Below are 13849 nucleotides of genomic sequence, written 5' to 3' on the forward strand. Positions count from 1 at the left end.
CATCAGTTATCAAAGCGGCGATCGGCAATCACCCGATGCTCAACCATGCGCGGTCTTGAGCGGACGCTCGACGCTTCCGCCACCATCAACGACGCCTTTCCGGAGGTCGCCATCATGAAGCGCCTAACCTATCGAAGCCTGCTCGTGCTTCGCCGGTTTCTCCTGCAGTGGCATCTGTTTCTGCTTGTGCCGCTTGGCATTGCCGCCGGGCTTGCCGCGAACGCGCATGCCGAAGACGAGGACCGGCCTATGCATCAGTCCGACATTTTCGCGACCACGGCGAAATACGTCGTGAATTTCTATCCGCTCTGGTTCACCTACAACCAATCGCAGGTGGGACTGACGCGCAATCGTCTGATCGGTCCTGACCGGATATCTCCGATCTACCAGAGCGTCGTGGCAATCAACGACGATACGCTCTATGCCAGCACATTTCTTCAACTGGCGGACCAACCCGTGATCGTCACGTTTCCGCCGACCAACACCACCTTCTCGCTGCTCACGCTCGATCCGTTCGGCAACGTGTTCCAGTCGGGCATTCCGGAACAGGCGAACGGGACCTTTGCACTCGTGGGCCCGGACTTCAACGGGGCGCTGCCCTCCAACGCGACGCCGATCCACATTCCGTACAACACGTCGAGCTTCATCATCCGGGTCGACAAGTACTCGCCCACCGGCGAGAACCAGACCTCGCAGGCCGAGATGTTCCGCACATCGCTTTCGCTGCAACCTCTGTGCGACTACCTCAATCACCCTTGCCCGAACGGAGCGCCGCACGACGTTACCGGCGGCGCGCCGCTGATTCTTCCGGAGATCGCTTTCGCCACGCCTTATAAGACCATCGCCGATACACTCGCCACGCGCGATCCCATCGAGTTCCTGAAGCAGCTCCAGCTGGCCGTGCAGTCGACCAACACGCCGCCTCTGCCGGCCGACGAGGCAGCACTGTCGAAGAAGTTCGACGCGCTCTTCAACAACGGCGATTTCGATGAGGCAAGGAAGCAGGAGTTTGCGGCGGCCACGCGCGCGGCGCATCGACTGATTCTCGAGCGCTATCTGACGCACACGGGTCCGACCAACTGGGTCCACTTCAGGAACATCGGCACCTGGGGCGATCAGGTGGTCGAACGGGCTTCGATCACCGAGTTCATCCAGTACGGCAACGATATTTCGGCGGCCGCGTACTACCACGTGTTCCAGGATCGCGACGGCGTTTCGCTCAACGGCAGCAACCGGCAGGTCTACGTCCTGACGTTCGCGCCGGGGCAGATTCCTGAGGCGAAGCGCTTCTGGTCGATCACGGCCTACACGCCGCAGGCCATCGAGCTGATTCCCAACCGGATCGACAAGTACGTGGTCGCGAGCTATACGCCCGGCCTCAAGAAGAATCACGATGGATCGCTCTCGGTCTACCTCTCGGCGACGCAGCCGCCGGGCGTTCCCGCGGCCAACTGGCTGCCGGTGCTCAACCGGCCTTTCAACATCATGCTGCGCGTCTATGGTCCCGAAGGCAGCGTCGCGAATGGTACGTACGTGCCGCCCGCGATCGAAATCTCCGACCGGCCGCCCGCCAACTAGCGCTACGATCCGAACGCGACTAACGGTCTCGTCAACATGTCCCAACGAACCGGGGCCGTGATGTCGCGCCAAATTCAATCCTCACACCAAAGCATAAAAGCTGCCTACCAATCCGACATATGCTAGCGATCATCCGACGAATTTTTCTTCGTTGAGCTTGCGCCGACAATAATCAGACGCACGAGCCGGGCCCCTCCCCGAAAAAACGGAGATGAAAAATGAAAGGGCATTTATCGGTTGGCGTGATTGCGGTCGGTGTCGCAGCAATAATCGGTGCATGCAGCGGAGGAGGTTCGGATTCGGGTACAGGCGCGACGGGCAAGGACGCGGCTTCGGCGTCGAGTCCTTCGTCGTCGGCGAGTGGTGCGAGCGCAGGATCGAGTGCAAGCTCGTCCGCAATGGACGTCACCACGTATCACAACGACATTGGCCGCACGGCGCAGCAACTGACCGAACTCTCGCTCACGCCGGCCAATGTCAACCCCGTCACCTTCGGCAAGCTCGGCTTTTATCCCGTGGATGGCGCCATCGACGCGCAACCGCTCTATCTCGCCAACGTGCCGATCGGGGGGACATCGCACAACGTGCTCTATATCGCAACCGAGAATGCGAGCGTCTACGCGTTCGACGCCGACACGGGCGCCGTGCTCTGGAAAGTGTCCGCGGTGTTGCCGGGCGAAACGCCCAGCGACGATCATGGCTGCAATCAGACCACGCCGACCATCGGCATCACGTCGACGCCCGTCATCGATCGCGCGCGTGGCGCAATCTATGTCGTCGCGATGTCGAAAGACAGCGGCGGTGCTTATCACCAGCGCATTCACGCGCTCGACATCGCGACAGGCGCCGAGCGCTTCAACGGCCCGACCGAAATCACCGCTTCGTATCCCGGCACCGGATCGGGCAGCGTCAATGGCGTCGTGCCGTTCACGCCGGGCCAGTACATCGAGCGCGCATCGCTGCTGCTGCTGAACGGCGTCGTCTATACGTCATGGAGCTCGCACTGCGACATGCTGCCTTACACCGGCTGGGTGATCGGCTACAGCGCGGATACGCTCAAGCAGACGAGCGTGCTCAACATCACGCCGAACGGCGAGATGGGCGGCATCTGGATGAGCGGCGCGGGCCTCGCATCGGATGGCACGTCGATCTATTTCCTCGACGGCAACGGCACCTTCGATCCGACCATCAACGCGCAGGACATGCCCATCCACAACAACTTCGGCAACGGCTTCCTCAAGGTTACGCCGGGGCCCGCGCTCCAGGTCACCGATTACTTCCAGCCGTCGAACACGGTCATGGAGTCGAATCAGGACCTCGATCTCGGCTCGGGCGGCGTGCTCGTGCTCCCCGATGTCACCGACATCAACGGCAATGTGAGGCACCTCGCGGTAGGCGGCGGCAAGACGCGCGCGCTCTATGTCGTCGATCGCGACAACATGGGCAAGTTCGATTCGAACGGCGATCACATCTATCAGGAGCTTTTCTCGACGATCACCGGCCCGATGTTCACCGCGCCCGCGTACTACAAGAACACGGTGTATGTCGGCCCGGCGGGCGATCACATCAAGGCGCTGCCCGTCGTGAACGGCAGGCTGGCGACCACGGCGTCGGTTACGAGCTGGAGTCCGCCGTGGAACTGGAATTTCCCGGGCATCGCGCCCGTCATCTCCGCGAACGGCGACACGAACGGCATCGTGTGGGGCGTGGAGAACGTGACGCCCGCCGTGCTGCACGCTTACAACGCCAGCGATCTCTTCGAGCTCTACAGCAGCAATTCGGCGGGCTCGCGCGATCAGTTCGGCCCGGGCAACAAGTTCGTCTCGCCGACGATCGCGAACGGCAAGGTCTTCGTGGGCACGAAGACGGGCGTCGCGGTGTTCGGTTTGCTCGGCGGCTGAAGGCGTTCGGGCAGGGAATGGGTGGCGCGGGAAGCGTTCCCGCGCCACGCGCTATGCAGCGCTCTTCACCGAATCGGCCATCACGCGAGGCGGATCGATGACCGTATCGGCATCGCAATGCACGGCATACAGCAGGCCGAGCGGATTGCCGTGCGTCGTCAGGTAGTGCTGCCGGAGTTCGAGAAACGCCTCGCCGAGCGGCTGTCCCGCGAGAAAGCGTTCGAAGAAGCGCTGCGCCCAGTCCATTGCGAAATAGGCGGGGGTATCGCATTCGGTGCCTATCACGCCGCGCGCGCCCTTGCTCATGAAGTACGGCACGAAGCCGTCATAGAACATCGGCGACAGTTTCGACGACTGACACGCGTTGATGAACACCAGCGGCTTGCCGGGCAGCTGAACCTTGGACGGGGCGTTGAGCCGCAGGTCTTTCAGCGTGATGGCGGCGTCGCTGAGTTCGAGACACGAGGCGTCCATTCCGCCCGGATCGCCGAGGCCCGCCGATACCGCGTGGCAGTAGAAGTAGAGGATCTGGTCGAGCGTCGCCGTGCTGTTGAGCGCCCGAAGCACGTCCGCGCGGCTCGAACGCGTCGTCACGCCGAGATCGAGGCTCTGCCAGAACGCTTCCTGCTGCCTGACGAAACCCTCGTCGGGGAAGGCATCGTCGATGGAACGGTTGAGATTGACGCTGATCGCGAGCGAGGGCGCGTTGCTGACGATGCCGTGATGCCACACGTTGAGCTGCGGCTGCAGCGGAATCTGCTCGACGATATGGCGCATGCCGAGAAACCTGTTCCAGTCGAGCGGGGCGTCTTCGGATGCGTCGCCGAGATAGAGCAGGCCCCATGGAATGGGCAGCCGCTCCGCCAGAATCTGAATCTTCAGGCATTCGGTTTCGTCCTCGACCAGCCTGCGCAGATATTGACCGACGGCAAGCGAATCCGCACCCGCGCCCGCGCCTTCGAAAAGCTGGATGAAGAGATTCGCGCCCGCGCTCGCCAGCGTGCGCAACGCGCGCGCCGACTGCTCCGGCGGAATCCCGATGCGCGTCTGAAAGACCGGATCGTCGTTTTCGGTTTGCTCGACGACGCTCATCAGCGCCTGCCGCATGGCGTCGATCGCGCTGTCGAGATAGTCGGATGTCACGGGCAGGCGCGCGCGGGCGGACACCGGGCCCCAGACGATGCAGTCGTAGCCATCGCCGCGCGGCTCGATCGACAGGCCGATGTCGCGCGGTCGCAGCATCGTCGAGGACGACAGCGGCCGTCCGCGCGTCGCGACCTTCGCGCGAGATTCGAGCGCCGCGCCGATCTCGAAGCTCAGTTCCATCTGCTGGACGAAATTGCCGTCGCGCAGAATCGTCGCCTTGATGCTCGCCGGGCCGTTCTTCAGCGGGGACATGTCGAAGCGCGCCCGCGTATGGCCTTTGCCCGATAGCGGCACGCGCATCTGGCTGACGCGGCCGGACAGGTCGAAGTCGTCGGTATCGATCTGCACGGTGAGGGTCACGTCGCCCGTGCCGGCGTCCGCGACCGCGCCCTCGTTGAATTCCGCCGAGCCGATGCCGTCGAAGCGCACCTCGACATCCACGTCGAACGCCAGTTGATACCAGTTGCCGGGAAGAAGCGGCGCCGCCGGGTCGTGACCTTCGAAGCTCGCGTTGATCCAGCGCTTCGGAGTTGCCGGGGCGACCGGCGGCGCGCCGGCGCCTTTGGTGCCCAGCATCTTTCGCAGTTGCTTGTCCAATGCGGAAGATCGGCTCGATCCGGCCGATGGCGCGTCCTTGCCGCCGAGCATCGCGCCGCGCGTGATCGTCTTCGCTGCGGGCGCGACGTGATCCGCCGCAGGGCGCGCCGCCAGATTCGCGCGATGCCGCTTCGCGATGCCGATGCCGCCCGAGACGCCCGCCCAGAAAGCGTGCGCCACTTCCGGATGCGCGATGTCGCTGTGCGCGCCCGAAGGGCCGTCGCCGTTGCGGATGACGTCGCTCGCATCGAGGTTATAGATGCGCGCCTCGGCGCATTCGAATGCGAGATCGCCCGCCGTCATGCGCATGTCGGTTGCCTGTCTCTCGCCCGCGACGCCCTGCACGCCGAACGCGCCGATGCCGCCGTACTCGGGAAATGTCGCGCCGAGCAGACGCTGGCCCTTGATGCGCGCGCCGAGCGGATAAAAGCGCCCGACTGCCGTGTCGTGCACGGAGCGCGTCGTGATGAGCGGACCGCGCACCAGGCCGTCCGCGACGATGCGATGGAAATAGCCGCTGGAGCCGATCGCGTAGGGAATCTCGTTGCCGTACGACCACAGCGACAGCGCGCCCTGCACGAGAAAGAGCGAATCGACGGCACGTGCGAGCGGCTTGCCGTTCTGCGGGCCCGCGACCATCGCCGACATCACGATGCAGCCGAAACTGTGACCCATCAAATGCACGCGGACGTCGGACGATGTGCCCTGGACCTTTGCGAGCAGATCGTGCGCGGCGGTTTCACCGAAGCGGCGCGCGCGGTCTTTCATCGCCCAGAAGGAGAGCTGGCGAAGCGGCGAAAGCATCGCGTCCTTCACTGCGTCGCCGAAGCCGAGCGTGCGCGAAGGCGTGCCGCCGCCGGTCGTGGCCGCGCCGCTCTTGCGCGTCGCGGCGACGATCGCCTGCGGATCGAAGCGCTCCTGATCGAAGCCAGGCCGGCCGCCGATGCCGTCGGCGCGCAGGCCGGCTTCGTCGAAGAGCGTCATGTAGGCGTCGTGCATCGCGGGCGTGAGGCGGTCGGACGTTGCCCTCGCGGCTTCTTTCAGCACCGTCGCGATGGCGTCCCGCGCCGCCGGCGTGTTCGCGATGGACGCGCTGATCGCGTCGACCGTCCGTGCCGCCGGGGAAGGCGTCGCGGACAGCACTTTCGACGCGTCCGCGCCCGCTGCGTCGGGCACGCTTTCGACGCCCCACGGCAGGCTCGGCCAATGCAGGCCGACGACGAGCGGCGCGAAATCGGGCGTGTCGCGGCGTATCCGTTCGAGATCGCCGCTCGCGCGCGCCGTCGCGGCGATCCATCGGTCGTATTGCTCGATGGCGGCGGGCACGTCGCCTTTCCAGCCGTGCGCGGCGATCAGCACGTCCGTGATCGGGCGCGCGGGATCGTTCAGCAAGGACAGGATGGCCGCGCTCGCGAGCGCGCCATCGGGCTCCGCGCGCTCCTGCGCGTTTTCATCGAACAGGACGAGATGGTAGTGAAGATCGGTGTCGGGAACCTGGCGAATGGGCATGGAGCGCTCCTCGAATCGTTGGATATCCGATTCAATTCTTGACGACCGCGACCGCGGACACCCAGATCGGCAAGCCGCGGTTCGACAGCCCGACCTGGCGGCACGCGCCGCAATAGGCTTCGGCGATCGACTTGCGGTCCTTCAGATACAGCCGGTAGAAGTTGTCGAAATAATCGACGCACGCGTGATCGTTCACATCCCAGCGAAAGCCGATCACGGACTCGGCGCGCGTCTTCATCACCTCGATGGCGCTGCGCAGCGATGAGCCGCTGCACGACGACAGCACCACCATGCGGATATCCGCGGACGCCACCCACTGGCCGATCACACGCATCGACACGCCCATGCCGACGCCGCCGCGCGACCGGTCCGGAAAGATGAGAAACGTGCCGCCGTTATCCGGCAAGCTGCACGAGTGTCCGGAGAAGTGAAGGATGTCGAACTTCTGCACTTCGAGAAGGCGCTCGATTCGCTTGACGAACCGCCTCGCGGTCTCGAGTGGCAGCGGTGCCATCACCTTCACCTCCTGGAGGGCATAGTCCTCGTCGTTCGAGGCGAACGATTCCACCACGTCGAGTTCGTCCGGTGTGTTGAGCAGCTCGGTCAGTTGTTTGAGCGGCGTGGGCGCGCCGGTGACTTCGTGCAGCACGACCGCGTCGCCCTTGAAGCTCGCGTTGATGAACAACATGCGCAACGCCTGCTTCTCCGGCACCGCCGTTCGATTCGCGTTCGCCGGCGTGCGCAGGCTCAACGGCGCACGTCGCGGGAAGCGGATACGGCGCGCCATCGGCACGCGCGTGCAGAGAAATCTGTCGAGATATTCGGGCGGTTTGGCGAGTTCGAAGGGCAGGCCGAACAGACGCGCTGTCTCGTCGTTGCCCACTTCGATATCGATGCGCAGCTCGACCGGTTCAGGCGGCGTGTTGTCATCGTCGTTGTCCTGGAAGTGCCTGACGATGTATGGACCGATCGTCCCCTGGATGAACGAATCGAAGATCTCCTCGCCGAGCTGCCCGAAGTATTCCTGCCAGTCCGGCAACGGCAGGCCGCCGGACATCGGCGAATAGCTGTTGGTCCGGTCCAGCAGAAACTGCAGCTCCGACCTGTTGCGGTAAGGGTAGGAGCGTTTGGCGCTCACGTCGGTGTCGTCGTCGAGGTAGTAGTGCGCCTCGTACTCGCCGACCTCGACCGTCACGCGTCGTTTGGAAGGCTTCGTGTCGTTCATCAGCCGGTCGAGCGTCCTCGCGAATGCCGCGTTGAGATCGTCTTCGCGGATGTTCAGCGACGCGATATTGCGGCGCTTGAGCAGGCGCGTATCGAGCCCTTCCACGGCCGACGACATCAGCACGACGACGGGCACGGCCGGCAAGCGGTCCGTCAGCCAGTCGAGCAGGCTCACGGCGGCGGAGCCGTCGCCGGGCGCGCCGCCGCTGCTCTCCTTGCGCACCATGCCGTCGAGCACCACGAGGCCGAGCGAGGCGCACGCCTCTTCGTCGCCGAAGAGCTTCTTGCCGGCGCGGTCGGTCGACGCGTACTTCAGCACCTCCATGCCGGCGAAGGCGCCGGCGGCGGGAAAGCGCGCTGCGGTGTCGTCGATGGCGGAGAGCGCGTCCTCGATCAGCTCGGTCGTCGCGTCGTCGGCGATGAGCGCGATGCGCTTCGTCGCGACCATCGGTTTGCCACTGGCGATATCGCTCATGACCGCTCTCCGCTCAGTTCGGGCAGGCGGATGTGAAATCCGAGCCACGGCGGCGCGACGGCCTCGTCCGCGTCGGGCGTCTCTTCGATGACGAGGCTGCCGCCGTGCTCCTCGATCACGCGCTGGATCGCTTCTAGCGCGAGGCTGGAATCCTCGCGCGCCTGGCGGAACGCGCGCCACATCATGTCGCGCCTCGGCTTTACCCTGCCGTCGGCTTTGGGAGTGTCGCCCGTGTCCGCGACGCCGGTCAGCGCGAAGTCGAGGCACGCGGTGCCGTTTTCGTAGGCGAGGGCGATCGCGACCCGGCCGTCGTCCGAGCGCACCCGGACCAGATGCGCGAGCAGGGAGCGGAACACGAACTCGAGCCGCTCCGGATCTCCGCTCACCTGGCCGGCGGGCGAGCCGGTCTGCCAGGCGATGACCTTCTGTTCACGCTCGGGCAGCGCCTCGATGACCCGGGCGACGCAGCGGGCGAGTTCGACGGGCTTGTCCGTGCGCTTCGGATAGCGGCGGATATCGATGCCCTGCGCGAGCCGTTCGAACGTGATGTCGGCCTTGCCGATTTCAGCGAGCAGCCGTTCGGACAGTTTTTGCGGCGAATGTCTGCCCGAGGGTTTCACATCGGCGCACAGCTTCGGCAACTGCCGCACGAGATTGCTCGCCAGCGCGAGCGGCGCGCGCGTCTGCTGGGCCACATCGGCGACGGTCTCGCGCAGGAAGCGCATGTCCACTTCCCAGGTCCGCCCCTGGACGTTGATGAGAAACCAGATCGCGGTGTCGAAGCTGCCTTCCAGAACGCGCCGCGTCGCGAGCACGGTGCGGGTGCGGTCGTTCTCGCTCAGCAGCACGACGCGGCGAAGGACGGTCGATCCCTGTCCGTCGAATACTTCCGCACCGAGCGGATCGCCCTTCCAGGCGTAGTCTTTCAGGAAACTGTGGCTCCACTTCCCGTTCTTCACGGCGAGCAGGCGCTGCGCCGCTTCGTTCATCGAGAGGATCGCGCCGTCCATGCCGACCACCACCATGCCTTGCCTCGTTTCGCGGGACAGCTCACGACTGACTTCGGACGTCACGCGCGCTTTGAGCGCTTCCTGCAGGGTGCCGACGATCTGCTCGATCGCTCTCTTGTCAGGACCGTGGAATACATGCGCCTGCTCGCTTTCGATATGCAGCATCCAGCGAATGCGGTCATGGAGCCTGAGCGGGATCGTCATCGCCGAACCGACGACATCACGGCCGACCGCGCGGTAGTCGTATTGCTCGACGCCGGGCTTGCCGACCTCGTTGATGATCAGCGTCTTTTCCTGCGCGAGGCTCGCGCCGAGCATGCCGATATCGAAACTCTGCGTGTAGTCGGGGCGGATGCAGAACGCCTCCGGGCACGCGTTCTGATGAAAGAGCCGGAACAGCCTGGCCTGCCAGTCCAGCCGGTACAGCGACACATAGTCCCAGCGAAAGCTCGTCGCGAGCGCGTCGACGATCTCGCATGCCTCGGTCGCGAGCGATGGCGCATCGGCAAGCTGCTTTCTCAGTTCATCGCCGAGCGTGGTGCGCTGGCACCTGATCTGGTCCTCGATGCGGATCAGAAGCGGCTCCAGATCGAGATTGCGCATCAGTTCGACGTGCTGTTCGCTGAACGCGCCGACCTGCTTCGAGCAAAGCGAGAGTGCGGACGTCGGGCCTCTCTGATTCTTCGCGACGAGCGTGGCGGACGAGCGCATGCCGCGGTCCTCGTACATTCTCACGACCTGACTCTCGCGCAGCTCGGGAAAGGCATCGATGAACTGCCGGACATCCGGAACCGATCCGAGCCCGCGCTCGAGCCACCCCTTGATCCCTTCGGGCAGCGGCAGCCATCGCTCGGTCCATCGCAGATGGTCGCGGGGATACAGCAGGAACGCACGGAAGAAGCTCACGTCGCCGGCGTACATGCCGAAGTTCGCGTGATCGAAGGGAATCAGCCGCTTGATCTCTTCGAGCACGCGCTCGAGTCGCGACTGCCACGTCGTGTAGGACGGATCGCGTGCGATGCGCGCGATCTGTTCGCGCACCCGGTCGACCAGCGTCATCTCGATGACCGCGATCACGCCGAGCACGCCGCCGCCGGGCGCGAGATCGGGCGAGAGCTGCATCGGCGCGGACTCGCGTTCGCCTTGCGTGTATTCGGCTACCGAAATATCGAGCTTGACTGTCTTGCGCGTGTGCAGGCATTCGTCGAAGACCGACTTCAGGCAGCGCTCGCCCGGTTCGGGCTCGGCCGTGCGCGGGTCGTCCTCGCGCGAGCGGTCGAACAGCGAAAAGAGCGTGCGGCCGATGACCCGCTCCGGCACGAGCGACAACGCCTGATACGTCGCCTGATTGGCGTAGCGCACGACGCCGTCGGCGCACACGCGCATGACGGCGAGCGGCGCGTCGTTCATCCGCTGCATTTCCGCGCGACGCAGCGGCGCGCCGTCCGCGACGAGCAGGAGCCGCTCGCCGGTGTCCGGCGACGCGTGGATCGTGTGCAGCCAGGCGGGGACCAGCGCACCGTCGCGTCCGTAGTACAGGCCTTCGGCCGGACCGAAGGAATCGGCGTCCGGCGGCGTGTCGAAACGGAACAACTCGAGGAGCGACTTGCCCGCCGATGCAGGCAGCAGTTGCTCGAACGCCGCGTTCGCCTGACAGATCGTGTCCGCATGATCGACGATCACGCACGGGCTCTCCGACGCCATGAGCGATCGGAGCATGGGCCCGGCGGGCGGATCGTCGTTGGCGACGGCGACGGCGATGGTGCTGGGTTGGCTGCTCATAGGCCCTCCAAGGGGGTGCGAAAGCCTGGCCGGCAAGAAAACGAGCGGGAGGGCGCGCAGACGTTTCCGCTTGAGCGCGTCTTTCGGCCGGATCGATCAACGGCGCAGGTCGGGTCGTCGGTTTTCTATTTATTGGTGATCCCGACTTTCGTGCGAGTCCCGGTGCCTTCGCTCTCCGGGAACGCTGCCTGCTAAATGAATTTAGTGCCAAGCAGCGGCAGGTGACAGGGACAAACTCCTGTACTAATCGGACAAACCGCGCCGAGAGGAAGAGCTTGCGCTGCCGGGAAACCGAAATGTCGGATGGAGACAGTGCTTTGACGATCGGACCATGCCGCTTCGGGTAGGGATGTCGAGCGATTCGGTGTGCCCAGCTAATTAATCGAACCCTGCAATAAAAGCGTTTCGAATCGGAATTCGAGTTCGCTGACCGACTCGCCTTGCGAGCGTATCTTTGGAAGGCGATATGGGATAGGAACGATGGACTCGTCTTTGCAACGGATGCTCGAAGCGATCGATGCCGACAAGGCGAAACTGGACGCGGTGCGGCCGCTTTCGCCTCCGGCCCTGGCCTTGCTGCACGAAAAGCTGAGGCTTGAATGGACGCGCGATGCGAATGAAACCGGGCAACACACGCTATCGCAGAGCGAGACCGGCGTCGTGCTCGACAACATGACGATGGACGGCAAGCCGCTGCCGCGGCACTGCGAGATCATGGGCCATCGAGACGCGATGCGTTATCTCGAAGAGATCGTCGCGAAGAACGAACCCGTGTCGGGATGGCTGATCCGCAACATCCACAACGTCGTGCTGAAGGGCGGCGTCGGCGAGGAAGCCTGCCGCTATCGGCATGTGAATGTGGCGATCGTCGGCGCGCGCACGACGCCGCCGGACTTCCTGAATCTGCCGGCCGAACTGGCGGTGCTCGCCGAATGGCATGCGAGGGCAGGAAACATGCATCCCGTCGCGCGCGCAGCGGAACTTCATACGCGCTTCGTCAGGATCCATCCTTTCGTGGATGGCAACGGCAGGACAGCGCGGCTGCTCCTGAATGTCGAGCTGATGAAGTCGGGTTATCCGCCGGCCGTTATCCGCAACGAGGATCGCGCAGCGTATTGCGATTCGCTGGACGACGCCTGTGTGAGCAACGACTACACGGGCATCGCGCGGCTGATCGCCGAATCGGTCCGGCGGTCGTTCGGCATCTACTTCGATGCGCTCGACATCCGTAAATAGCTGAAACGAGGGCGCAACGCAGCCGCCCCCGTTTCCTCATTGCGCCGCGCGCCAGCAACGCATTACGCGGCGAGGCGGCGTTCCGCGCTTTGCTGCGGGTTGCGCTTTTCCAGCACGGCCGGCGCGGTTTCCTTCATCGCGAGCGCACAGCATGCCGAAACCACGCCGAGTGCGGAGAACATCAGCGCCGGTCCGATCCAGCCGAACGCGCCGTACATGCCGGTGGCGATGATCGGCAGAAGGCCCGCGATCACCGACGCCCCGTTATAGCCGAGCGAAATGCCCGACGAGCGCACGTTGGCCGGGAACTGCTCCGAGAACCAGCTCGCCTCGACCGCGAAAATCGGATCGTGACTGAAGAGCAGGGACAGCGCGACCGCGACGATCACCATGATGAGCGCGCCGGTGTTGATGAGCATGAACATCGGCACGCCGAAGGCGATGGTGAACAACGCGCCCATCATGAACACCGGACGGCGGCCGATCCTGTCGCTCAACGCGCCGTAGATCAGATGGCTGACGAGGCCGAGCGCGGAGCCGATCAGCGTGCCCCACAGGATATGGCGCGTCGTTGACACATGCGCGAGCGCCACATACGACAGCATGAAACTCGTCGTGATGTAATAGCCGCCCGTTTCCGCCATGCGCAGGCCGACGATCTTCAGAATGCTGCGCCAGTCGCTCTTGATGACTTCGAGCGCGGGTTGCTTCATCACCTTGTTCTCGGCCTTGACGGCTTCGAATTCCGGCGATTCCGACACGCTCATCCGGATGAAGATGCCGATCGCGACCATCACGAAGGACATGAGGAACGGCATGCGCCAGATCCAGTCGCCTTCGAAGAGCGCGCCCGACAGCAGGAACGCGCCGTTCGCGAGCAACAGGCCGAGCGGAATGCCGAGTTGCGGCACCGCGCCGAAGAAGCCGCGCCGCTTTTCCGGCGCGTGCTCGCACGCCATGAGCACCGCGCCGCCCCATTCCGCGCCGAAGCCGATGCCCTGCACCATGCGCAAGAGGATCAGCAGGATCGGGGCGAGCACGCCGGCCTGCGCGTAAGTCGGCAGGAAGCCGATCAGCACGGTCGCACCGCCCATCGCGACGAGCGACCAGAACAGCACGGCCTTGCGGCCGAGGCGATCGCCGTAATGTCCGGCGAGATAGCCGCCGAACGGACGCATCAGAAAGCCGATGGCGAGCGTCGCGAACGACGCCAGAATGCCGACGATCGGCTCGCTCGTATGAAAGAAGATCTTGCCGAACCATGCGGCGGCGGCCGTGCCGTAGATGAAGAAGTCGTAGCTCTCGACCGCCGAGCCGATCATCGACGCGACGGCGACCTTGACCGCGCGGTCTTCGTTCTTGCTGCTCATGTTGTGGTGTCTCCGATACAT

At 64.5% G+C, this 13849-nt stretch carries 7 protein-coding genes; 3 read left to right on the forward strand and 4 right to left on the reverse strand.

Annotated features, from left to right (window positions below):
- Positions 1-114: 114 nt before the first annotated feature.
- Together AWB78_RS15855 and AWB78_RS15860 are read left to right on the forward strand one after the other, a co-directional pair.
- On the forward strand, positions 115-1578 hold the full coding sequence (locus AWB78_RS15855) for a DUF1214 domain-containing protein (RefSeq protein WP_198399279.1): 1464 nt from the start codon (positions 115-117) through the stop codon (positions 1576-1578).
- A 398-nt stretch (positions 1579-1976) separates the two neighbouring features.
- Entirely contained in the window at positions 1977-3479 is a 1503-nt protein-coding gene (locus AWB78_RS15860; protein ID WP_374729472.1) for an outer membrane protein assembly factor BamB family protein, read from the forward strand.
- A gap of 51 nt (positions 3480-3530) precedes the next feature.
- On the opposite strand, the gene AWB78_RS15865 is transcribed toward AWB78_RS15860, so the two are convergent.
- The 3 genes from AWB78_RS15865 to AWB78_RS15875 are packed head-to-tail and all read right to left on the reverse strand — an operon-like array spanning position 3531 to position 11222.
- On the reverse strand, positions 3531-6731 hold the full coding sequence (locus AWB78_RS15865; protein ID WP_062605820.1) for a CHAT domain-containing protein: 3201 nt from the start codon (positions 6729-6731) through the stop codon (positions 3531-3533).
- 31 nt (positions 6732-6762) lie between these two features.
- Positions 6763-8430: a CHAT domain-containing protein gene (locus AWB78_RS15870; protein WP_062605822.1), complete on the reverse strand. Its 1668-nt coding sequence runs from the start codon at positions 8428-8430 to the stop codon at positions 6763-6765.
- The gene (locus tag AWB78_RS15875) at positions 8427-11222 is read right to left on the reverse strand and encodes a PAS domain-containing protein (protein ID WP_062605824.1); all 2796 of its coding nucleotides are present in this window, start codon (positions 11220-11222) and stop codon (positions 8427-8429) included. The genes AWB78_RS15870 and AWB78_RS15875 overlap by 4 nt, the downstream gene beginning before the upstream one ends.
- A gap of 480 nt (positions 11223-11702) precedes the next feature.
- On the opposite strand from AWB78_RS15875, the gene AWB78_RS15880 reads away from it, so the two are divergent.
- Positions 11703-12458, forward strand: coding sequence for a Fic family protein (locus AWB78_RS15880; RefSeq protein ID WP_062605826.1), 756 nt, complete (start codon positions 11703-11705; stop codon positions 12456-12458).
- 62 nt (positions 12459-12520) lie between these two features.
- Here the strand turns inward: AWB78_RS15880 and AWB78_RS15885 are convergent, their stop codons facing one another.
- Complete coding sequence (locus tag AWB78_RS15885) at positions 12521-13828, reverse strand: MFS transporter (protein ID WP_062605828.1); 1308 nt, start codon at positions 13826-13828, stop codon at positions 12521-12523.
- Positions 13829-13849: the final 21 nt, after the last annotated feature.

This window comes from Caballeronia calidae, from assembly GCF_900044055.2.
In the GTDB taxonomy this organism is placed as follows: Bacteria; Pseudomonadota; Gammaproteobacteria; order Burkholderiales; family Burkholderiaceae; genus Caballeronia; species Caballeronia calidae.